The 19,985-nt window shown below is 73.0% G+C and carries 25 protein-coding genes; 11 read left to right on the top strand and 14 right to left on the bottom strand.

The window, feature by feature from the left end:
* Positions 1–97: 97 nt before the first annotated feature.
* Both AB0F98_RS19975 and AB0F98_RS19970 read left to right on the top strand, forming a co-directional pair.
* Positions 98–976, top strand: coding sequence for an NAD(P)H-binding protein (locus AB0F98_RS19975; protein ID WP_357737331.1), 879 nt, complete (start codon positions 98–100; stop codon positions 974–976).
* A 162-nt stretch (positions 977–1,138) separates the two neighbouring features.
* Positions 1,139–1,663, top strand: coding sequence for a molybdenum cofactor biosysynthesis protein (locus AB0F98_RS19970; RefSeq protein ID WP_357737329.1), 525 nt, complete (start codon positions 1,139–1,141; stop codon positions 1,661–1,663).
* Here AB0F98_RS19970 and AB0F98_RS19965 read toward each other — a convergent pair.
* Positions 1,651–2,958: a glycosyl hydrolase family 18 protein gene (locus AB0F98_RS19965; protein WP_357737327.1), complete on the bottom strand. Its 1,308-nt coding sequence runs from the start codon at positions 2,956–2,958 to the stop codon at positions 1,651–1,653. The genes AB0F98_RS19970 and AB0F98_RS19965 overlap by 13 nt on opposite strands.
* 220 nt (positions 2,959–3,178) lie before the next feature.
* On the opposite strand from AB0F98_RS19965, the gene AB0F98_RS19960 reads away from it, so the two are divergent.
* Together AB0F98_RS19960 and AB0F98_RS19955 are read left to right on the top strand one after the other, a co-directional pair.
* Entirely contained in the window at positions 3,179–3,481 is a 303-nt protein-coding gene (locus tag AB0F98_RS19960; RefSeq protein WP_357737325.1) for a GNAT family N-acetyltransferase, read from the top strand.
* A 77-nt stretch (positions 3,482–3,558) separates the two neighbouring features.
* Positions 3,559–4,335 carry a nucleotidyltransferase domain-containing protein gene (locus AB0F98_RS19955; RefSeq protein ID WP_357737323.1) on the top strand — a complete coding sequence of 259 codons (777 nt, stop codon included), beginning with the start codon at positions 3,559–3,561 and terminating at the stop codon, positions 4,333–4,335.
* Positions 4,336–4,520: 185 nt separating this feature from the next.
* Here AB0F98_RS19955 and AB0F98_RS19950 read toward each other — a convergent pair whose 3' ends face one another.
* From AB0F98_RS19950 to AB0F98_RS19930, 5 genes are all read right to left on the bottom strand, one after another.
* Entirely contained in the window at positions 4,521–4,793 is a 273-nt protein-coding gene (locus AB0F98_RS19950) for a hypothetical protein (RefSeq protein ID WP_357737321.1), read from the bottom strand.
* 57 nt (positions 4,794–4,850) lie between these two features.
* On the bottom strand, positions 4,851–5,378 hold the full coding sequence (locus tag AB0F98_RS19945; protein ID WP_357737319.1) for an N-acetyltransferase: 528 nt from the start codon (positions 5,376–5,378) through the stop codon (positions 4,851–4,853).
* A gap of 116 nt (positions 5,379–5,494) precedes the next feature.
* The gene (locus AB0F98_RS19940) at positions 5,495–5,908 is read right to left on the bottom strand and encodes a VOC family protein (RefSeq protein ID WP_357737317.1); all 414 of its coding nucleotides are present in this window, start codon (positions 5,906–5,908) and stop codon (positions 5,495–5,497) included.
* 130 nt (positions 5,909–6,038) lie between these two features.
* Positions 6,039–7,178 carry an N-acetylmuramoyl-L-alanine amidase gene (locus AB0F98_RS19935; protein ID WP_357737315.1) on the bottom strand — a complete coding sequence of 380 codons (1,140 nt, stop codon included), beginning with the start codon at positions 7,176–7,178 and terminating at the stop codon, positions 6,039–6,041.
* A 129-nt stretch (positions 7,179–7,307) separates the two neighbouring features.
* A complete protein-coding gene (locus AB0F98_RS19930) occupies positions 7,308–8,000 on the bottom strand; it encodes an RraA family protein (protein ID WP_357737313.1) in 693 nt (230 codons plus the stop codon).
* Positions 8,001–8,243: 243 nt separating this feature from the next.
* On the opposite strand from AB0F98_RS19930, the gene AB0F98_RS19925 reads away from it, so the two are divergent.
* The 3 genes from AB0F98_RS19925 to AB0F98_RS19915 all read left to right on the top strand — a co-directional run bounded on the left by AB0F98_RS19925 (position 8,244) and on the right by AB0F98_RS19915 (position 11,867).
* Positions 8,244–9,131, top strand: a complete 888-nt coding sequence (locus tag AB0F98_RS19925) for a slipin family protein (protein WP_357737311.1) — start codon at positions 8,244–8,246, stop codon at positions 9,129–9,131.
* A gap of 179 nt (positions 9,132–9,310) precedes the next feature.
* Entirely contained in the window at positions 9,311–10,336 is a 1,026-nt protein-coding gene (locus AB0F98_RS19920) for a hypothetical protein (RefSeq protein ID WP_357737309.1), read from the top strand.
* A 229-nt stretch (positions 10,337–10,565) separates the two neighbouring features.
* Positions 10,566–11,867 carry an MFS transporter gene (locus AB0F98_RS19915; RefSeq protein WP_357737307.1) on the top strand — a complete coding sequence of 434 codons (1,302 nt, stop codon included), beginning with the start codon at positions 10,566–10,568 and terminating at the stop codon, positions 11,865–11,867.
* Between the two features lie 63 nt (positions 11,868–11,930).
* On the opposite strand, the gene AB0F98_RS19910 is transcribed toward AB0F98_RS19915, so the two are convergent.
* The 3 genes from AB0F98_RS19910 to AB0F98_RS19900 form a co-directional block, all read right to left on the bottom strand.
* Positions 11,931–12,320, bottom strand: coding sequence for a VOC family protein (locus AB0F98_RS19910; protein WP_357737305.1), 390 nt, complete (start codon positions 12,318–12,320; stop codon positions 11,931–11,933).
* A gap of 122 nt (positions 12,321–12,442) precedes the next feature.
* A complete protein-coding gene (locus AB0F98_RS19905) occupies positions 12,443–12,859 on the bottom strand; it encodes a YchJ family protein (RefSeq protein WP_357737303.1) in 417 nt (138 codons plus the stop codon).
* 98 nt (positions 12,860–12,957) lie between these two features.
* Positions 12,958–13,758: an SGNH/GDSL hydrolase family protein gene (locus AB0F98_RS19900; protein ID WP_357737301.1), complete on the bottom strand. Its 801-nt coding sequence runs from the start codon at positions 13,756–13,758 to the stop codon at positions 12,958–12,960.
* 54 nt (positions 13,759–13,812) lie between these two features.
* Between AB0F98_RS19900 and AB0F98_RS19895 the strand changes: the two genes are divergently transcribed.
* Positions 13,813–14,520, top strand: a complete 708-nt coding sequence (locus AB0F98_RS19895; protein WP_357737299.1) for an MBL fold metallo-hydrolase — start codon at positions 13,813–13,815, stop codon at positions 14,518–14,520.
* A 10-nt stretch (positions 14,521–14,530) separates the two neighbouring features.
* Here the strand turns inward: AB0F98_RS19895 and AB0F98_RS19890 are convergent, their stop codons facing one another.
* From AB0F98_RS19890 to AB0F98_RS19875, 4 genes are all read right to left on the bottom strand, one after another.
* Positions 14,531–14,689, bottom strand: a complete 159-nt coding sequence (locus AB0F98_RS19890) for a hypothetical protein (protein WP_357737297.1) — start codon at positions 14,687–14,689, stop codon at positions 14,531–14,533.
* A 39-nt stretch (positions 14,690–14,728) separates the two neighbouring features.
* Positions 14,729–15,346, bottom strand: coding sequence for a class F sortase (locus AB0F98_RS19885; RefSeq protein WP_357737295.1), 618 nt, complete (start codon positions 15,344–15,346; stop codon positions 14,729–14,731).
* 175 nt (positions 15,347–15,521) lie between these two features.
* Positions 15,522–16,007 (bottom strand): hypothetical protein, encoded by a 486-nt coding sequence (locus AB0F98_RS19880; protein WP_357737293.1) that lies wholly within the window; start codon positions 16,005–16,007, stop codon positions 15,522–15,524.
* A 383-nt stretch (positions 16,008–16,390) separates the two neighbouring features.
* Positions 16,391–17,215 (bottom strand): metalloregulator ArsR/SmtB family transcription factor, encoded by an 825-nt coding sequence (locus AB0F98_RS19875; RefSeq protein ID WP_357737291.1) that lies wholly within the window; start codon positions 17,213–17,215, stop codon positions 16,391–16,393.
* A 182-nt stretch (positions 17,216–17,397) separates the two neighbouring features.
* Here AB0F98_RS19875 and AB0F98_RS19870 point away from each other — a divergent pair, with 182 nt between their 5' ends.
* Genes AB0F98_RS19870 through rnhA form a run of 3 tightly spaced genes read left to right on the top strand, consistent with a single transcriptional unit; the run spans position 17,398 to position 19,659 of the window.
* Positions 17,398–18,639, top strand: coding sequence for a lycopene cyclase family protein (locus AB0F98_RS19870; RefSeq protein ID WP_357737289.1), 1,242 nt, complete (start codon positions 17,398–17,400; stop codon positions 18,637–18,639).
* 50 nt (positions 18,640–18,689) lie between these two features.
* On the top strand, positions 18,690–19,145 hold the full coding sequence (locus AB0F98_RS19865; RefSeq protein ID WP_357737287.1) for an ASCH domain-containing protein: 456 nt from the start codon (positions 18,690–18,692) through the stop codon (positions 19,143–19,145).
* A gap of 46 nt (positions 19,146–19,191) precedes the next feature.
* Complete coding sequence (gene rnhA, locus AB0F98_RS19860; RefSeq protein WP_357737285.1) at positions 19,192–19,659, top strand: ribonuclease HI; 468 nt, start codon at positions 19,192–19,194, stop codon at positions 19,657–19,659.
* Positions 19,660–19,706: 47 nt separating this feature from the next.
* On the opposite strand, the gene AB0F98_RS19855 is transcribed toward rnhA, so the two are convergent.
* On the bottom strand, positions 19,707–19,943 hold the full coding sequence (locus tag AB0F98_RS19855; protein ID WP_357737283.1) for a preprotein translocase YidC: 237 nt from the start codon (positions 19,941–19,943) through the stop codon (positions 19,707–19,709).
* Positions 19,944–19,985: the final 42 nt, after the last annotated feature.

Raw genomic sequence — 19,985 nt, 5'->3', positions numbered from 1 at the left:
TGCGGGCGGTGCCCGCCGGCCCACCCGCGCCGCCAGGGCTCCGGACGACGTCGCAGGCCGCGGCGCAGACAGACCGCAACCTGGAAGAAGAATCTCGATGAGCATCGCCGTCACCGGCGCCACCGGACAGCTGGGCCGTCTGGTCATCAGGGACCTGCTCGCCGCCGGCGTGCCGGCGAACCAGATCACCGCGGTCGTCCGCGGCAGCGGGAAGGCGGCCGATTTGGCCGCCCGGGGCATCCGGGTGCAGATGGCCGACTACGACCGGCCCGAGACGTTCGCGGGAGCGTTCCGGTCCGACGACCGGGTGCTGCTGATCTCGGGCACCGACGTCGGCAGACGCGCCCGGCAGCACGCGGCGGTCATCGACGCCGCGGCCGCGAGCGGCGTCGCCCAGCTGGCGTACGTCGGGGTGTTCGGCGGGCCCGAGGCGGACTTCCTGCTCGCCGACGAGCACCGCGAGACCGAGCAGCTGATCCTGGCCACCGGCCTGCCCTACACCTTCCTGCGCAACAACTGGTACACCGACGCCCCGACGTTCACCGGCGACCTGGCCGGCATCATGGCGCGGGGCGCGATCGTCAACAGCGTCCACGGGGACAGCCGCATCGCCACCGCGCCACGGATCGACTACGCCGCCGCGGCGGCCGCCGTCCTGAGCTCCGACGGGCACCTGAACACGGCGTACGAACTGAGCGGGGACAGCGCGTGGACCTTCGGCGAGTTCGCGGCGGAGATCTCGCGGCAGAGCGGCACAAAGGTCATGCACACCTACATCCCGCCGCAGGAGCAGAAGGCGATGCTCACCGGCGCGGGTCTGCCGGACTCGCTCGCCGAGATCCTGGTCGACGTGGACGACGCCATCAACCGGGGCCGGCTGGCCGGTACGCCCGGCGACCTGTCCCGGCTCATCGGGCGCCCGACGACGCCCATGGCGGACACGGTCGCGGCGGCGCTGGCCCACCTGGCATCCTGAGGGTCGGCCGGCGCCGGGCCCGGGGCAGTTCGACGACTGCCGACCTCGAGCCGGGCGCCGGCGACCGTGCCGCTTCCCCGGGGGTGCGGATCGCAGGTCCGGCCCGGGTCCGGCGGCTACCGTCGGGCGGGAAGCGCTGAACTTTCGAAAGGTGTTCGCATCGTGACGGAGAAGTCCGCGCCGGACGGCCCACCGGTACCGCGGATCGTGCAACTGCTGGCCTCGCCCGTGCACCGGTACGTCGGCCGGCCCGCCGACGGCCCGGCTCCCGCCCCGGAGGGCGAGCTCGTCGAAGAGGTCCACATCAGGGCCGGCCTCGGCATCGTGGGGGACCGGTACTTCGGCCGTCCCGCGCACCGGGAGGCGAGCGTGACGCTGATCGCGGGGGAGTCGCTGCCCCCCGGTGCCGATCTGCGGCAGGTCCGTCGCAACGTGCTCACCGCCGGCATCGCCGTGGACGACCTCGTCGGTACGGTGCTGGTGCTGGATTCCGGCGCCGGCCCGGTCCGGCTGCGGGTCAACCGGCCGGCGAATCCCTGCGCGTGGATGGATGTGGCGATCGGCCCGGGCGCGTGGAAGGCGCTGCGCCGTCGGGGCGGCGTGCGGTGCACACCGCTCACCGACGGCGTCCTGCGGGTCGGCCCGGTGGACGTGGCGATCGAGACGCCGCCGGATCAGCGGCCCTGAAGGTTCCGGACGTTGTCGCCGAAGGTCCACCCCTTGCTGCCGTCCCAGTTCAGCGACCAGGTCATCAATCCCTTCAGGCCACCGCCGTAGGTGTTCCAGGCCTGGGTGACCGAGGCGGGAGGCAGGTATCCGCCGCCCGCGCCCGGCTGGGCCGGCAGGCCGGGGACCTGCTTGTCGTACGGGACGCGGATGGTGGTGCCCTGCACGACCAGGCCGGTGTCGAGACAGTCGGTCTGCTTGGTGAAGCCCTCCACGGTGCCGGCCGGGTAGGAGTCGCCGGTGCAGCCGTACATGCTGCCGTTGTAGTACTGCATGTTCAGCCACCAGAGCCGCCCGTTGTCGGCGTACCGCTTGACGATCGGCAGGTACGCGCCCCAGATCGATCCGTATACGACGCTGCCGCCGGTGACGTACGCGGTCTCCGGCGCCATCGTCAGGCCGAAGTCGGCCGGCATCTGGGCGAGCACCCCGTCGATGATGCGGATCAGGTTCGCCTGCGACGTGGAGAGTTGGTTGATGTCGCCGCTGCCCGTCAGTCCGGTCTCGATGTCGATGTCGATGCCGTCGAAGTTGTACCGCTTGAGGATCGGCACGATCGTGGCGACGAACCGGTCGGCGACGGTGCTGGAGCTGAGGTCGATGCCGGCGGTGGCGCCGCCGATCGACATCAGGATGGTCAGCCCGGCCGCCTTGGCCTGGCACATCTCGGCCGGGGTCGGCACCATCACGGTGGCGTCCATGCCGTCCTCCCAGAGCACCGTGCCGTCCGCGCGGATCACCGGGAACGCCGCGTTGAGCACGTTGTAGCCGTGGGCGCGGATCCGGGAGTCGGTGATCGGGATCCAGCCCAGCGGCGGATGGACGCCGTTGGCCGCGCCGTCCCAGTTCTCCCAGTAGCCCTGGAGCACCTTGCCGGTGGGCTTGGACTTGACCGGGCAGGTGGCCGAACCCGGCGGGACGGTCGGGGTCGGGGTGGGCGTGGGCGGCACCGTCGGCGACGGCGACGGGCTGCCGTCACACGGGCCGAGGTCCGTCCAGAGCGCGGGCGTGGCGGCCGGATTCCAGCCGGCGCCCGCCGGCGGAGTGTGGGTGACCAACGCCTGGTACGTCCGGCTCGCGTAGCTGACGCGGCTGCCGGCCGGGTAGTTGACCCCCTCCGCCCACTGCGGCGCCGAGCAGGCGGCCGCCGCCGAGTTCGTGGTGGTGGCGAAGCCGCTGGTGGCCGGCAGCGTCGCGATGGCGGCGACCAACGCCGCGCCGGCCAGCAGCGCGGGCACTCTGCGTCGAAGTCGCATGACATGCCTCCTCATCTATTTGTCGGAGGCTATCAGTTAACTTTGTTAAGTGTAAATGTGTCGTGGTCGTCCGCCGCTGAGGCCTTTCCCCTGTTCACCACACACCTCGCGCGGAGCGTCGCGAACCGGGCCGAGAAACCGGCCGGGCGCGGCAGTGGCGCCCGTCGCGCCGACGGCGGTCGCCCGTCGCCCGCCGACGCCGGCCTGGGACACTGGCGGAATGCAGTTCACCGTGACCGACGTGCCCGAGCGTGAGCGTTTCGAGGCGCGGGACGAGACCGGGGCGCTCGCCGGCCTCGTCACCTACCAGCTGACCGGCACGATCATCGCCTACACCCACACCGAGGTCGATCCCGCCTTCGAGGGTCAGGGTGTCGGTTCGACACTCGCCCGGGCGGTGATGGACGACGCGCGCGCCCGGGGGCGCACCGTCGTGCCGATCTGCCCGTACCTCGCCAAGTGGCTGACCAGGCACCCCGAGTACGACGACATCGTGGTCCGGTCCACCCGCAAGGTGAAGTAGCCCCCTCCGGGCAGGGCCGACACCGCACGGGTCGCCCGGCTCCGGTCGATCACTGTCGATCAGGTCAGATAGCCGGCATGGACACAGACGTTCGACGCTACCTCGACGACCTGGTGGCAGTGGCCCGCACGGTGCTGGGCGAGAACCTGGTCGGCGCCTACGCCGCCGGCTCGGTCGGGCTCGACGCGTACCAGCCCGGCCGCAGCGACATCGACGTGGCGCTGCTCTGCGCCGACCCGTTGCCGGGGGAGGCCAAGCGTGCCCTGGTGGCGGGGCTGCGGCACGAGGCCCTGCCCTGCCCTGCACGCGGGCTGGAACTGGTCACGTACCGGCGCGCGGTCGCCGCGTCCGGCACCCCCGAGCCCGGGTTCGAGGTGGAGCTGAACACCGGGGCGCGGATGCCGTTCCGGGCCACGTACGCCCCGGCGGACCGTCCGGTCGCGGACGGGCACTTCTGGTACGCGCTGGACCGCAGCATCCTGCACCAGTGCGGGTACCCGCTGCTCGGCCCGCCGGCGGCCGAGGTGTTCGCCGACATGCGCCCCGCAGAGCTGCGTCGCCTCCTGGTCGACGCGCTCACCTGGTGGCTGGCCCTGCCGACCCCGCCCGGCGACGAGCCGGCGGCCGGCGCCGAGGACGCGGTGCTCGGCGCCTGCCGGTCCCTGGTCCGCTTCCGCTACGGCCGATGGCTGGCCAAGACCGACGCCGGGCAGCGGCTGGTCGCCGAGGGCGACGAGGCCACGCCGGTGATCGAACGCTCCATCGCGGCGCGGCTCGGCGGTCCGCCGCCCAGCGGCCCCCAGGCACGCGCCTTCCAACAGCGCGTCCTCAACGAGATCACCCCCAAAACCTGACCCCACACCCACCCCTTGTCCCCGCCCCCGGTCCTTGTCCCGCCCCGGTGATCATGAAGTTATTGCTGCGACACGCCGGGCGGGCAGGCAACAACTCCATGATCACCGGGCCGGGGCCGGGGCCGGGGCCGGGCCGGGCCGGGCCGGGCGAGGTTGGGCCGGGGGTGGGGGGTGTACGGCGGCGGTTAGGCGACGCGCGGGGGCGGCACGGGGACTCTCGGGTCGGTCCGATCCGCCGGGCCGGTGTCGGTCGGCGCGTCCGCCGCGTCGATCGAGGCGATCCCGGTCAGCAGTGACAACAGCCTCGGCAGGTCACCTCGGGGCATCCGGAACGACGCCCGGCAGAGCCCGCCGCTCCACAGGGAGAGCACCACCGCCTCCCGCTCGGGGTGGTAGCTGACCCGCATCGTCCGGTCCTCGCCCCGCGTGTCGGCGAACAGGTCACCGAGGCTGGGCATCGGTAATACCTCTCCCATGGCAACCAGAATGCAACACTCCGGTCACCGTGCGATAGATCAGAGCTGGCGGAACGGTTCGGCGTACGCGAACTCGCCCCGGATCGACGGGTCCCAGCCGCTGAGTGTCCGCGCCATGAAGTAGCGGGGACCCCAGTCGGGTACCGGCGGGGTCACGCCGTGGTCGATCGCGGCCCGGAAGCCGAAGCGTGGGTAGTAGTCGGGGTGACCGAGCAGCACCACGAGCCCCTCGCCGCGCGCGTCCGCCGCACCGAGCACCGCGTGCATCAGCGCCGATCCCACCCCACGGCGTTGCCACTCCGGCTGCACGCCGAGTGGTCCGAGCCCCAACGCGACCGGCCGCCCGGCCACCCACCCGCGCGTGCACACCACGTGTCCCACGACCCGGCCCGCCGGGTCGGTGGCCACCAGCGACAGGGCGGGCAGCCAGGCCGCGTCGGCGCGCAGCGCGTCGACCAGGGTCGCCTCGACGGGTACGGTCTCCGGACCGTCCGGCTTGGCGAAGGCGGCGGCGTGAACCGCGCGGATGGCCTCGATGTCGGCGGCGGTCTCGCGTTTGACCAGCATCCGCCGACGATATGGACCGGGGGCGGTCGCGCGCTGCCGAATTTCGCCCGCCCCGCCGGGCAAGTGGCGTCAGTTCACCGTGGTCGGTGCCGGCGTGCGGCGCCGGCGGTGGGGGATCACGCCTGCTTCGGCATGATGTCCACCATCCACTGGATGCCGAAGCGGTCGACGCACATGCCGAACTCGTCGCCCCACATCTGCTTTTCCAGCGGCATCGCCACCGCGCCGCCCTCGCTGAGCCGCTCCCAGTAGCCGCGCAGCTCGTCGGCGTCGTCTCCACTGAGGCTGATGCTGATGTTGTTTCCCGGCTGGTGTTCCATGCCGGGCGGGAGGTCCGACACCATCAGCGTGAAGCCACGGTCGGTGTCGAGCATCGCGTGCATGATCTGGTCCTCGGTGCCCGGCGCGGCGTTGCCGAACTCGCCGAACGTGCTCACGCGCAGCGTGCCGCCGAACACCTGTCGGTAGAACTCGACGGCCTCGCGGGCGTTGCCGGGGAAGTTGAGGTACGGGTTGAGCCGAGACGTCACAGCACCCTCCTTGGTCGTGACCTGCGTCATCGTCGCAGTTCACCGGGGCCGGGACAACGAGGCGCGCCCGCGTTTCGCGGCCGGCGGGGAGTGGCCGGGTCGACCGTTCCCCGCCGGACGTCGACCGGACTCAGTGGTGCTTGAAGGACTGCCGGACCACGCCGCCGACGATGGCGCACCACGTGCTCACGTCCACCTTGCCGTTGCGCGGCAGTCCGTGCACGCCCTGCAGGTCCTGCACCGCCTTGCGGGTCGCGTAGTCGTACTCGCCGGTGACGGTCACCTCGGCGTACCCCTTGATGTTCAAGATGAACTGCACGGCGCTGACCGGCAGCCCGCTCGCGTCCCTGCCCAGCTCGGGGACCAGGGTCTCCCAGGTCTGCGGGGTGAGCGTGGCGTCGACGTCCACCGGGATGCCGTTGCGGTACTGCCAGTCCTGCACCGCGGCCACCGTGGCGGCGTCGAAGACGCTGTTGACCGGAACGGTGTAGCCGCGGTGGGCGAGCAGGTACTGCGCCACCTGCACGGCCGGCGAGCCGACGAAACGCCACAGGTCCGGCCAGCGGCGGGCCGGCACGTCGGCGAGGTCGGTGCCGAGTTCGGCGAACACCCGGCGCCGCAGCATCGGGAACTGCCGGTAGAACGCCGCCCCCGGGCACTGGGTGTTGCGGAAGTCCCAGTGGCCGAAGATGTCGTGTGCCTGCAGGCCGTACTGCCGGCAGATCGTGGCGCAGAGCTTGACCAGCGAGTCGAGCAGCGCCTGCGGCGGCGTCTCGGTGACGTACGTGCCCTCGTTCTCGATCCCGATGGCCCGTCCGTTCTCACCCGGGCAGTGGGCCGAGATCATCTGCCGGTCGCCGGCCTGGAGGCGCTCCAGGCTTCCCGTCCGGCCTTCCAGCACGTAGCCGCCCCGGCTCACCGTGAAGTGCTGCCCGGTGTCGGACCACCCGTTGCCGTCCATGTGCAGGTCCTGGCAGTCCTTCGCCAGCTTGACGGCCTGCGCCTCGGAGTAGTCGGTGACGTTCGGAAAGGCCATGTGGTGCACGATGATCTTGTTGGTCGGGGTGGCGCTGACCGACAACGGGTCAGCCGGCGGGCGCGCCCCCCACTCGTCACAACTGATGATCCAGTCGAGGTCCGTGCTCGTTCCCGGGGTCGCCTGGGCCGCGGCGGGAAAGGCCAGCTCGCTCCCGACGACCGCGACCGTGGCGGCGCCGAGGCCGGCCCGCAGCAGCGTACGACGGTCCAGTTCGGAATGGTTGACGTGCATGACAGCTCCTCTGCGGCCGGACCGGGGGTTGTGAAAAGTAGCTCCATCGGCCGCGCGTCATGTGGAGGATATTGCCGTACCCGGCGCTGCGCTAGAGGGCGGACCGTGCCGGTCGTCCGCGCATCGCCCTCACTCCTCGATCGCCCCACCGACGTTGCGCAGGTGACGCCGGAACGTGTACGCCGGATCGACCGCCCGGCGCGCCAGGTAGTCGTCGAAGGCGGTCTGCCGGCGCAGCGTCTCACCCGCCCGGATCCGTGCCGCCTGCTCCCGCTCGACCTGCCGGATCCGCTCCGCGGTGGCCAGCACCTCGTCGAGGACGTCGGCGGCCACGAAGAGCACCCCGTCGTCGTCGCCGAACACCAGGTCGCCCCGGCTCACCTCGTGCTCACCGACGCGCGCGCTGGTCAACGCCGCCGGCTCCCGCTCGTCCACCCGCACCGGACCCGGCGGAAAACCGCCGTAGCTGAACACCGGCAACCCGATCTCGATCAGCTCCGCCGTGTCCCGGTGCAACCCCCACACCACCAGAGCGGCCACACCTGCCGCAGCCGCCTCCAGAACGGTCAGGTCACCGACGCACGCCTCGTCCGTCCGGCCGCCGTTGTCGACCACCAGCACGTCGCCGGTCGACGCGTGGCCGTACGCCTCCAGGAAGACATCCACACTGCCGTAGTGCCGCGCTGGCAACACCCGACCGGCGACCCGTTGGCCGGCGAGCACCGGGCGCACACCGGGCGGCGCGGCCCGCGGCGGCACCCCCAGGCGTACGCACGCGTCCGCCAGCAGCGGAGTGGACAGGTCGACGAAACGCTCCAGCACGACGTCCTCCAGACGGCCGACGGGACGCCATCGTAGGGAGGACGGCGGGCACCGGAGCGAGATCCAATCCCGAGCGTGCGGCCCGCTCCGGTCGGACCCGACCCGATGAACGGCGGTCGGCACCCCGGGTGGCACCCGTCGCGGTTCCTGCCGCCTCGTGACGAATGGCAGGACTGACGGCTGCGACAACGGGTACGCGCGGTTGCGCAACGTGTGCGTCGGTCGGGATTCGGAGGCGGTGCCATGGAAACCGGTGTGGTCGTCGCCGTGGTCGTCGTGGTCGTGGTGGTGGTGCTCGTGCTGGCGCTCAGCCTCCGGATGGTCCAGCAGTACCAGCGGGGCATCGTCTTCCGCTTCGGCCGGGTGCTGGAGCGGGTCCGGCAGCCCGGACTGCACCTGATCATCCCGATCGCCGACCGGATGGTGCGGGTCAGCATGCAGACCACCGTGATCGGCGTGCCGCCGCAGGGCGCGATCACCCGGGACAACGTCACGCTCACGGTCGACGCCGTCGTCTACTACCGGGTGGTCGACCCGGTCAAGGCGCTGGTCAACATACGTGACTACCCCGCAGCCGTGCTCCAGGTCGCCCAGACGGCGATGCGTTCGGTGATCGGCAAGGCCGACCTGGACACGCTGCTCGGCGACCGGGACCGGATCAACGCCGAGCTGAAGTCGGTCATCGACGCACCGACGGAGAAGCCGTGGGGTCTGCTCATCGAACGGGTCGAGGTCAAGGACGTCTCGTTGCCGGAGGGCATGAAGCGCTCGATGTCCCGGCAGGCGGAGGCGGAGCGGGAGCGGCGCGCCCGGGTGATCGCCGCGGACGGCGAGTTCCAGGCGTCGCGCCGGCTCGCCGATGCGTCCCGGGCGATGGCGGCCACGCCCGGCGCGTACCAACTGCGGCTGTTGCAGACGGTGGTGGACGTCGCGGCCGAGAAGAACAGCACCCTCGTGATGCCGTTTCCCGTCGAGTTGCTGCGCTTCTTCGACAAGTTCACCGGATCGCCGGGCGGGCCGGCCTCCGCCGCGCCACCGCTCGGCCCACCGCCCGAGCGAGCGGACCTCGGCCCGCTCACCGAGAACGTGGCCGGCGCGGCCGAGGAGGACGGCCACGGTCGGCGGTCCTGACCGCGGCAGCGGTGCACCGGGCGCGGCCGGGACACGGCGCCCTGCGCCCGCGTCGGTCCACTTCGGGCGCCGCCCGCAGGCCGGCTCGTCGCCGGGTTCGAAGCTTCGCGTTTAGCGCGCGGCACCCGCCGGGTAGGTCGGGGCCCAACGTCTCGACCTACCCGCGTGGAGGAGCTCGGATGAGAGACAACGTCGGCGACGCGGTGGGCGACGCGCTCCGCTCGGTGATGCTGTTCGTGCCCAAGGCGGTCGCCTTCGTGGCGATCCTGGTGGTCGGCTGGCTCGTCGCCAAGGCCGCCCTGAAGATCGTGACCCGGATCCTCGAACGGGTCGGCTTCGACCGTGCCGTGGAGCGCGGTGGTCTCCGCCGCGCGCTGAACCGCGCCCGCTACGACGCGAGCGGCATCGTCGCGAAACTCGTCCAGTACGGGCTGCTGCTGGTGACCCTCCAGTTGGCCTTCGGTATCTGGGGGCCGAACCCCGTCTCGGACCTGATCGCCGGGGTGATCGCCTGGCTGCCGCGTGCCTTCGTGGCCATCGTCATCGTGGTGGTCGCCGCCGCGATCGCCAGCGCCGTCAAGGACATCATCGGCGGTGCCCTCGGTGGTCTCCGGTACGGCCGGGCGCTGGGCGCCATCGCGTACGCCTTCGTTCTCGGCCTGGGCGTCGTCGCGGCGCTCAACCAGATCGGCGTGGCCACCACCGTCACCACCCCGGTGCTCATCGCCGTGCTGGCCACCGTCGGCGGGATCCTGGTCGTGGGCGTCGGTGGTGGCCTGGTCCGGCCGATGCAGAGCCGCTGGGAGACGTGGCTGACCCGCGCGGAGCAGGAATCCCACTTGATCGCCGCGCACGCGCGCGCCTACCGGGCCGACCGACGCGACGCCGCGGCGCAGGAGCGGCGGCACGCCGACGCGACAGCCGAGCCGGCGAGCCTGGTCGCCGACCCCGACGCCACCCAGGTCACCCGCCCCGCCGAGCCGGAGGAGACGCAGGTGGTCACCGGGCCTGCGGATCCGGACGCCACACAGGTGGTCACCCGGCCGGCGGATCCGGAGCAGACGCAGGTGGTGGTCCGGCCGGACGACCCGGAAGCCACGCAGGCCACCTCGTCCGGCCCGCCGCTTCCCGCCCAGCGGAACGCGGCGGACAGCGAGGAGACCATGGTCATTCCGCCGATGGAGCCACGGCCGGACGATCGCTGAGCACCCGATCGGGTGGGGTGGGACGTGGTCCCGCCCCACCCGCCTGCCCGGACCGGACGGTGGCGCGAGTTCGCCGTCCGCACGCCACGAACGCTGGCCTCCCCACGGCCGGCCCGACTAGCATCGCGGGCATGACGTGGCGACATTGATACACCGCTGACGGCCGCAGCCGTGGGCCGCCGCGGACGCCGTACCTCAGGCGTCCGCTCCGCTCCCACGGGAAGGCCTCATGACCGTCACCGCCACGCGCGTGCCCGACCGCGCGGTCCGCCGTCTGACGGCGACCCTCTACGGGTACGCGTTCCTCACCGACCTCGTCCTGCTCTACCCGCTGTACGCGCTGCTCTTCGCCGACACCGGGCTGTCGGTCGGGCAGATCTCCTCGCTCTTCGTCATCTGGTCGGCCAGCGCCATCCTGCTGGAGGTGCCCTCGGGCGCCTGGGCCGACGCCGTCTCCCGGCGGCTGCTGCTCTGCCTCGCCCCGCTGGTCACCGCCGGCGGCTACGCCCTCTGGGTGCTGCTGCCCTCGTACCCGGTGTTCGCGCTCGGTTTCCTGCTCTGGGGGGCCGGCGCGGCGCTCAGTTCCGGCGCGCTGGAGGCGCTGGTCTTCACCGAGTTGGACCGGTGTGGCGCGGCCGGCCGGTACGCCCGGATCACCGGCCGCGCCAAGACCGCCGGGGTGCTCGGCGCGCTCGCCTCGAGCCTGCTGGCCGGCCCGGTGCTGCTCGCCGGCGGATACCCGGCGGTCGGCGCGGCCAGCGTCCTCGCGTGCCTGTTCGCCGCGGCTGTCGCCACCCGGTTCCCCGAGCACCGCGGCCGTGCCGACCCGGCCGACGCGCAGCCGGTCCGGACCGGGAGGGCCGACCGGATCCCGGCCGATCCGCCCGACGACCTCGGGTGGGTGGCGAGCCTGCGTGCCGGGCTGGCCGAGGCCCGCACGGTCCCCCCGGTACGGGGCGCGCTGCTACTGGTGGCCGCGGTGGCCGCGGTGTGGGGCGCGCTCGACGAGTACACCCCGCTGCTGGCCCGGGACACCGGCGTGGACGTCTCGGCGGTGCCGCTCCTGCTCCTGCTGATCTGGGTCGGGATGACCGTCGGTGGGCTGCTCGCGCCGGCCGGGGAGCGGCTCACCGAACGCGGGTACGCCGTCCTGCTGGGGGTCGCCGCGCTGGCACTGGCCGGCGGCGCGCTGACCAGCCATCCGGCCGGGTTCGTCCTGGTCGCGGTCGCCTTCGGCGCATTCCAACTCGCCACCGTGCTGGCCGACGCCCGTCTGCAGGCCCGGATCTCCGGCCCGAGCCGGGCCACCGTCACCTCGCTCGCCGGCATGGCCACCGACGTCACGGTCATCGCCGTCTACGCCGGGTACGGTCTCGTCGCCACGGCGGCCGGCAACGCGGTCGCGTTCGCGGTGGCCGCACTGCCGTACCTGGCGCTGGCGCTGCTGTCGGGCATGGCCGGCCGCCCCGGTCGCCGGGTCGGCGGGGCAGCCGCCCAGCGAGCCCGCCCACCCGGGCGGAGTTCGCCGTGAGGCGTGCGGACGTGGAACCGGGACGGCGCAGGGCGGCCCGCCGGCCCGGACCGGACGGCGCGCTCAGCTCGTCTGGTGGACGAACGACCACTGGTGGCCGTCGAGGTCGCGGAAGCCGCGCATGTAGAGCCCGGGGGCGTCCTGACCCGCGCCGAGGGCGTTGCCGCCGGCCGCGACGGCCCGGTCGACCAACTCGTCGACCTGCTCCCGGCTTTCGGCGGCGAGCCCGACGATCACCTCCCGACTCGCCTCGGTGTCGGTGATCGCCACCTGGGTGTATTCGGCGAAGGCGGAGTCGATGTGCAGGATCAGCTGGGTCGTGTCGTTGAGCTTCAGCATGAGGCTGGTGCGGTCGGGGGAGGGCTGGGCGCCGGTGAAGCCGATCGAACGGAAGAACTCGGCGGCGCTGGCCAGGTCGCGTACCGGCAGGTTGATGAAGGTCGTGATGGTCACCGTGCGTCTCCGTCGCCTCGCCGAGCCCGGTGGCGCCGACAACCGCGATGGCCGCGAGACGCGGGAGCGCCGCGCTCATTCTACGGGGCGCGAGCCGTGGGGCGGCGCGAAACGGCTGGTCATTACTGCTCGGCGTCGAGGTAGACCCAGCGGCCGTCGGCGCGTACGAAGCGGCTGCGCTCGGACTGCATCCCGGTGTGCCCGCCGGTGCGGTGGTAGGCGCGGAACTCGACCGTGCCGGTGCTGTCGAGCAGGCCACCCCGCTCGGTGTCGACGATCTCCAGCCGGAGCCACCGTCGACCGGGGTCGAGGTCGAGCCGGGACGGCCGGGTGCGCTCGTGCCAGCTGCGCAGGAGGTAGTCGGTGTCGCCGACGGCGAAGGCGCTGAACCGGGAGCGCATCAGCGCCTCGGCGGTCGGCGCGTCGGCCTCGCCCCGGTGCAGCGGGCCGCAGCACTGCGGGTACGACCGGCCGGACCCGCAGGGGCAGGAGAGCTCTCGGTCGTCCGCCGCGCGCCGGCGGGTCCCACGCTTTGCCATCCGGCCATCCTGCCCTACCCGGTGCCGGCATCGGTCGGGGCGTTGCCGGTGCGTGTGCGCACCGATCTCGGCTCAGCGGGGTGCAGGGCGGCTGGAGCTCAGTCCAGGTCGACCGGCAGTGGCACCGGGCGTTTGGCTACCCGGCCCTCGCCCGACGAACTGCCGCGCAGGTGCCGGGCCAACCAGGGCAGCAGGTGCCGGCGCGTCCAGGCCAGCTCGGCGCGGATCACCTCCTCCCGTGGACGACGCGGGGCGGCGGTCAGCGGACGAGACCACGAGTCGTCGCTGCCCGGCAACCCCGCGGTGTGCGCCAGCGCCGCGGCGATCCGTTCGTGGCCGGCGCTGTTGGCGTGCAACCGGTCGTCGCTCCACAGCCGTGGGTCGGAGGCGACCGGGTGGGCGCCGAGATCCAGCATGGTGGCCCCGGTCGACGCCGTGACCTTCCTCAGCGCCTCGTTCAGGGCACTCACCCGGCCGCGCAGCGGCCGGGCGGCCGGCATCACCGGCGCCGGGTCGGGCAGGGTGAAGGTGAGCACCATGGCGCCCTGTTCGACCAGCGCCTGCTGCATGGCGCCGACGTCCTCGGCGACCTGATCGACGTCGAACGACGGGCGGAGTACGTCGTTCATCCCGGCCACCACGGTCGCCAGGTCCGGGGCGAGTTCGAGCGCCGCCGGCAGCTGCTCGGCCCGGATCCGCGCCGTGGTCCGCCCCCGGATCGCCAGGTTCGCGTAATCCAACCCGCCCTGCGAACGGGCCACCGCGAGGGCGAACCGGTCGGCCCAGCCCCGATAACCGCCCGAGCCGTCCGGGTCGTCCAGGCCTTCGGTCGTGCTGTCGCCGATCGCGACGTACCGGTGCCACATCACACCGGCGAGGGTAGCGGCGGCGACGTACACCGGGCCATCCGTCCTCGCGGGCCGGCGTTGACGGCGTCTCCTAGGCTCGCGCGCATGGCCCAACCTCCCGCTGTCCCGCTGGCCCCCGGTCTGTGGCGCATTCCCACGGCCGGTCGTGCGCTGGTCAACTCGTATGCGCTCGTCGACGACGACGGCAGCGTCACGCTCGTCGACTGCGGGGTGAAGCGGGCGCCGGCCCGGATCGTGCGAGGCCTGGCGGCGATCGGTAAGTCTCCGGCCGACGTCACCCGGATCGTGCTCACCCACGCGCACCCGGACCACGCCGGCGGCGCGGCCGAGGTGGCCCGCCGCACCGGTGCTCCGGTCGTGCTGCACGCCGCCGACGTCGAGTACGCGCAGGCGGGCCATTCGCCGCCGCGGGATCCCTCGGTCACCGGCGGCCGGCTCTTCTCCCGGCTCGGCGGGGGCAGGTTCCCGGCCGTCGACGTGGCCGAGCCCCTCGCCGACGGTGACGTCCTGCCGGTCGGCGGCGGCCTGCGCGTCGTACACACCCCGGGTCACTCCCCGGGGCACGTCTCGCTGCTGCACGAGCCCACCCGGGTGCTGATCACCGGCGACGCGCTGTTCAACGTGGTCGGCATCCGCTGGCCGATCAAGGTCCTGTGCACCGACTTCCGGATGACGCAGGAGACCGCGCACGTCCTCGCCGAACTGGAGTACGACGTGGCGGCCTTCACCCACGGCGCGGAACTCACCGACAACGCCCGCGAGCGGATCCGCGCCTTCCTGCGGCGGCGCTGAGGCGCGCCGCTCAGAGCCGGCCGGAGCGACGGAACAGGCGGTGCAGGGTCAGCGCGGCGAGCGCCGCGGCGCCGGGACCGGCCCGGTACCCGTCGTGCCCGACCGGCCCGGGCAGGTGGGCGAAGTTCATGCCGTAGATCCCGGCGACGCCGGTCTGCTCGGCGGCCACCGTACCGGAACGCGGATCGGGAAGTTCGGCGGCTGGACGTCAGCCGGTCCGGCTCGCGAACACGATGATGTTGTCGACGTACTCGCCCGACCGCTCGTCGAACCGGCCGCCGCAGGTGAGCAGGCGTAGCCCGGCGGAGTCGGCCGGGCCGTAGACCAGGTCGCTGGGGAAGGCGTCCTTCGGGTACGCGTCGACCCGGTCGACGGTGAAGGTGGCCACGCGCGTGTCGGCTCGGCTGACCCGGACGGTGTCGCCGGGGCGCAGCCGGCCGAGGTCGAAGAACACGGCGGGGCCGGCGGGGGAGTCGACGTGCCCGACGAGCACCGCGTTGCCCGTCTCGCCGGGGCTGACTCCGTGGCGGTACCACCCGGCCAGGCCGGGCCGGTCCAACGGCGGCACCTCCAGCACGCCGCTGGCATCCGCACCGATCGGGACGATCTCGGCTCGTACGCCGATCGCGGGGATCCGTATCAGGGTGGGCGCGGCGTGCGGCAGCGGTGGCAGGGGGCGCGGGGGACGGCTGGCGGCCGGTACGGCCGGCGCGACCGGCGCGGTGACGTTCGGCGCCGGAGGGCGGGGCGGCGGGGCGGCCAGCCCGGCGGTGACCAGTCCGACGCCGGTGACGCCGAGCAGGGACACGACGGCGACAGTGGACACGGTGGACAGGCCGGGCCGACCGCGACGCTCGCGCGGTCCGGTCGGCGTGGTGGATGCGACGGTCCTTCCGGGTGTGCCTCGACGCCACACGTGGTCACCTCCGTACCCGGAAAATTGGGGGCCCGCACCGGCTGGTCGCCGGCACGGGCCCCCGCAACAGGGATGGTTCGCCAGTTCAGGCCAGAGTGGATGCGGAGCCCCGGCGGCGCAGCAGCAGAACGGCGCCGATCACGGCCGCGCCGAGCAGCGTGCCACCGGCGGTGAGCGCACCGGTGCCGTCGCCGCGCCCGCCGGAGCCGGCCGGCGCGCCGCCGATCGGTGTGACGGTGAACTGCGTGCTGTTCTGCACCGTGCCGTCGCCGCAGGTGGCGGTCACCGTGTAGGTGCCGAGGGTGAATCCGGCGGTGAACAGCTCGGCGCTCAGACCGCCGCCCGGCGCGACGGTGGTCGAGCGGACGTTCTCGTCGCGGTTGGGGCCGGTGACGCGGAAAAGCGCGTCACCCGAATTCGGGTCGCAGGTCGTCGCGGTGAGGACAACGGTGCCACCCACCGGTGTGGTGGCCGGCGAGACGACGGTCTCCGCGAGCGCGGCGCCCGGCAGGAGCAGTACGCCGAGACCCACGCCGACGGCCGCCGACAGGATGACTTTCTTCGGTTTCATACGCGTCTTCCCTCACTCTTCGTCCGCTGAGCACGTGGCGGGACGCCGTTCGGGTGGCCAACTCCGCGACTAGCACCGGTGTGCCCAACACTAGGGCGGTTGGCCCCCCGATCCGGTGAAAATGAGAAATCTTCGTTGCCGTCACGTGTCCACCCCGGAACGGAGGGAGCTGCGGAAACGTCGGGCGCGCCCGGCTGGGACCAGGTCGTTCCGGCTGGGTCGAAGGCGAGGTCTCGCCGCGGGCCGCGGTGATCCCGGGTGCCGCGCTGATCCCGGGTGCCGGGGTGGGCCTGAGCGTGCCGCGGTGCTGAGCGCCGCGGTGATCTCGGGTGCCGCGCGGCCCGACGCCCAGCCGGACCCGGGCCACCGCGGGTCGGACCCGCTCAGCCGGCCGGGGTCGGCTCCGGCAGGGGGCGGCCCGTCTCCAGCAGCGTCTTGAGGCCGGCCAGCAGTTCCGGCCAGCCGCCGCTGCCGTCGAGCTGACCGCTGATCGCCCGGTGCATCTCGCTGCCGGGCGAGAAGTCGTCGTGGACCACCGTCAGGCGGACCGCGGCACCGTGCGGCTCGATCTCGAAGGTGACCTTCGAGCGGCGCTCGCCCAGCCGGGCCGCCAGTTCCTCCTCGGACCAGCCGAAGTGCGCGGCGTGCTCCGGCTGGAAGCCGTGCCAGCTGTACGACAGCCGCCGGTACGGCTCGGCGACCAGCACCCGCTGGCCGAGGTCGCGGAACTCCTCACCCGGCGCGTCCTGCGACAGCACCGGTGAGCCGACCCGCCAGTCGGACTCCAGCGCGAGGCCACCCCAGTAGCGGCGGGTGAAGGCGGGCTCGGTGAGTGCGGCCCAGAGCCGCTCCGGGGTGGTGTCGATGTAGGTGGTGTAGACGAACGTGGGACCCTCCACGGGCACACCCTCCAATGCTGCGCGCAGGTCGGCGAGCGCCTCGGCCCGCTGACGGTCGTAACGACTGATCCACCGGTCGGCGATCGCGTTGATCGGTGCCGCGTTGAGGTGGTGCAGCTTCTCCCGCCCCCGGCGCACCGTGGTGACCAGGTCGGCGGCCTCCAGCACCGCCAGGTGCTTGCTCACCGACTGCCGGGTCATGTCCAGGCCCGCGCAGAGGTCACGCAGGGTCTGCCCGTTGCGGGCGTTGAGGCTGTCGAGCAGTCGCCGACGGCTGGCGTCGGCGAGTGCCCGGAACACCGCGTCCACCGCACCCCCTGATAGGCAACCAATCGGTTGCACGTCAGATTAGGCAACCGTACGGTTGCATGTCAACGCGCGACCGAGTCCACTGCCGGGATCGCCGCCGCCGGAACGTGACGTCCGGGCGATGCCGCTTCGCGCCGCCGGTCGGCGCGCCCGCCGCCGAGGCGATGTGGCAGCGTGGTCGGATGCACTCCGCACCGGTCGACGTGGACCTCGCCCTGCTCGGGGGCGGTGGTGCGGCCTCGCTCCTGCTCGCCGCGCTCGACCGGCACGGCGTACGGGGCCTACGGGTGGCCGTCATCGACCCGGTGCACCGGCGCGGCCAGGACCGGACGTGGGCGTTCTGGGACCGGCCGGGTGGCGACCTCGACCCACTGCTGAGCGCGAGCTGGCAGCAGGTCGAGGTGGTCACACCCGCCGCGCGCCGGGTGCTCGACCTCGCCCCGCTGCGGTACGCGATGCTCCGCTCCGCCGCCGTCTACGAACGGGCCGCCGCCGCGGAGCGCCGCCTCGGCGTGACCCGGATGCTCGCCGCCGTCGACACCGTGCACGACGACGGCGAGCGGGTGCTGGTCCGCACCGGTGGCGACGCGCCGACCGTACGCGCCGGTTGGGTGCTCGACTCCCGCCCTCGGCCGCCCGCGCGCCCCGGCCGCACGACCTGGCTCCAGCACTTCCGGGGCTGGTGGTTGGCGGCCGAGCGCCCGCTCTTCGATCCCGGCCGGGCGGTACTCATGGACTTCCGCACCCCGCAGCCCGCGCGGGGCGTCTCCTTCGGCTACCTGCTGCCGGTCAGTGACCGGCACGCCCTCGTCGAGTACACCGAGTTCTCACCCAGCCTGCTCACCGGCGCCGGGTACGACGCGGCGCTGGCCGGATACCGGGACCTGCTCGGCCTCGACCCGGCCCGGTTGACGGTGCGGGAGGTGGAGAACGGGGTGATCCCGATGACCGACGCTCCGTTCGACGCGCACCCGTCGCCCCGGGTCGTCCGCCTCGGTACCGCCGGGGGCGCCACCCGACCGTCCACCGGATTCACCTTCTCCGCGATGCGCCGCCAGGCGGAACAGGTGGCCCACGCCCTCGCCGAGGGCCGGCCGCCGGTGCCGCCGCCCGCGTACCCCCGCCGGCACCGCTGGATGGACGCGGTCGCGCTGCGCGCCCTGGATCGGGGGACGGTCGGCGGTCCGGAGTTCTTCGCCCGGCTCTTCGATCGCAATCCACCCGAGCGGGTGCTGCGGTTCCTCGACGGCACCACCACCCCGGCCGAGGAACTGGCCGTGATGAGCTCCACCCGGCTCCGGCCGATGGTGACCGCCACCGTGGGGGATTCCGCCCACCGGCTGCGCGACCGGCTCCGACCGCCCCGACCCGTTCCGCCCGTACCACCCCCGGTACGCGAGAGCGTGATCCGGCCCGAGCTGTGAGCACGGCGGCGGGGACGCGGGCTGGCTCGGCGGCCGCTATTGTCGGCCGCATGCCCCTCGACGATCTTCCCCGCGCCGAGTTCGCATTCCCAGGTCCGCTGCGGGACCGGTTGGTGGCGGCGATCCTCGCCGGGGTCAAGACCTCGACCACCGGCCTGCTCCTCGGCTACGAACGCGAGGGCGAGCCGCTGCCCCGCGCCGGTCAACGGTCAGCGGTGGTCGACTCGGCGGAGCAACCGGTCGCGGTGATCGAGCTGACCGACGTCCGGGTGGTCCGGCTCGCGGACGTGGACCTGCGACACGCACTCGACGAAGGTGAGGGTGACGAGTCGGTGGCCGAGTGGCGAGCCGGCCATGAGGAGTTCTGGCACAGCCCGCAGGTACGCGCCGAACTCGGCGACCCGAACTTCACCGTCGACGACGACACCCTCGTGGTGACCCAGCGCTTCCGGCTGGTGAGCCTCGTCGACCCCGCCTCCGGCGTCGAGACACCCGTCGTCCTCTGACGCCCCTACGCCGGGCGTGAGCCGGCGCAGGCGGTAGGTTGCCGGCATGGCGGAAACCGGCGGAGTGGTACAGATCTGGACCGACGGCGCGTGCAGCGGTAACCCGGGACCGGGCGGCTGGGGCGCGGTGCTGCGCTACGGCGGGCACGAGCGGGAACTCTGCGGCGGCGAGGCGACCCCCACCACCAACAACCGGATGGAACTGATGGCCGCCATCCAGGCGTTGGAGAGCCTGACCCGGCCGGTCGCGGTCGAACTGCACACCGACAGCACGTACGTGCGTAACGGGATCACCAGTTGGCTCGCCTCGTGGAAGCGCAACGGATGGAAGACCGCGGCGAAGCAGCCGGTCAAGAACGCCGACCTGTGGCAGCGGCTGGAGGCGGCCTGCGCCCGGCACCAGATCACCTGGCTGTGGGTGAAGGGGCACAACGGTCACCCGGAGAACGAGCGCGCCGACGCGCTGGCCAACCGAGGCATGACCGAGGCCCGCGCGGCAGTGCCGGCCAGGTGAGCCGACACCCCTCACCGAGCTCAGAAGTGGGCTGACGCGGCGGCGGGTCAGCGAGTCGCGTCCGGGTGCCCGGGCATGCTCGATCCGCCACCGCTGCTGCCGGACCCGCCGCCGGCCACGCCCGATCCGTCGTCCTCGGTGACCAGATCGGGCCGTACGTCGGTGTCGTCCGGGGCCGGGACCTCGGTGTCCGCCTCGACCTGGACCAGTCGGGCCTGACCGGCCTCGTCCTCGGCGTGCTCCGGATCGACCGGCTGCTCACCCTGCCGCGCTCTGAAGCCCACGGTCGCCTCCCGTCGGTGCCGTCTCCGAATCAGCCGTGGCTA

The organism is Micromonospora sp. NPDC023737, assembly GCF_040639715.1.
Classification (GTDB): domain Bacteria; phylum Actinomycetota; class Actinomycetes; order Mycobacteriales; family Micromonosporaceae; genus Micromonospora.
Note: the sequence above shows the minus strand (reverse complement) of the source record. Positions and strands in the feature narration are given on the sequence as shown.

Coding starts and splice junctions, on each gene's coding strand:
- AB0F98_RS19895 (WP_357737299.1), top strand. CDS start 13,813: ATGGCCCAACCTCCCGCTGTCCCGCTGGCCCCCGGTCTGTGGCGCATT.
- AB0F98_RS19880 (WP_357737293.1), bottom strand. CDS start 16,007: ATGAAACCGAAGAAAGTCATCCTGTCGGCGGCCGTCGGCGTGGGTCTC.
- AB0F98_RS19865 (WP_357737287.1), top strand. CDS start 18,690: ATGCCCCTCGACGATCTTCCCCGCGCCGAGTTCGCATTCCCAGGTCCG.
- rnhA (WP_357737285.1), top strand. CDS start 19,192: ATGGCGGAAACCGGCGGAGTGGTACAGATCTGGACCGACGGCGCGTGC.
- AB0F98_RS19870 (WP_357737289.1), top strand. CDS start 17,398: ATGCACTCCGCACCGGTCGACGTGGACCTCGCCCTGCTCGGGGGCGGT.
- AB0F98_RS19945 (WP_357737319.1), bottom strand. CDS start 5,378: ATGCTGGTCAAACGCGAGACCGCCGCCGACATCGAGGCCATCCGCGCG.
- AB0F98_RS19905 (WP_357737303.1), bottom strand. CDS start 12,859: ATGGCAAAGCGTGGGACCCGCCGGCGCGCGGCGGACGACCGAGAGCTC.
- AB0F98_RS19915 (WP_357737307.1), top strand. CDS start 10,566: ATGACCGTCACCGCCACGCGCGTGCCCGACCGCGCGGTCCGCCGTCTG.
- AB0F98_RS19975 (WP_357737331.1), top strand. CDS start 98: ATGAGCATCGCCGTCACCGGCGCCACCGGACAGCTGGGCCGTCTGGTC.
- AB0F98_RS19925 (WP_357737311.1), top strand. CDS start 8,244: ATGGAAACCGGTGTGGTCGTCGCCGTGGTCGTCGTGGTCGTGGTGGTG.
- AB0F98_RS19935 (WP_357737315.1), bottom strand. CDS start 7,178: ATGCACGTCAACCATTCCGAACTGGACCGTCGTACGCTGCTGCGGGCC.
- AB0F98_RS19950 (WP_357737321.1), bottom strand. CDS start 4,793: ATGCCCAGCCTCGGTGACCTGTTCGCCGACACGCGGGGCGAGGACCGG.
- AB0F98_RS19960 (WP_357737325.1), top strand. CDS start 3,179: ATGCAGTTCACCGTGACCGACGTGCCCGAGCGTGAGCGTTTCGAGGCG.
- AB0F98_RS19920 (WP_357737309.1), top strand. CDS start 9,311: ATGAGAGACAACGTCGGCGACGCGGTGGGCGACGCGCTCCGCTCGGTG.
- AB0F98_RS19955 (WP_357737323.1), top strand. CDS start 3,559: ATGGACACAGACGTTCGACGCTACCTCGACGACCTGGTGGCAGTGGCC.
- AB0F98_RS19965 (WP_357737327.1), bottom strand. CDS start 2,958: ATGCGACTTCGACGCAGAGTGCCCGCGCTGCTGGCCGGCGCGGCGTTG.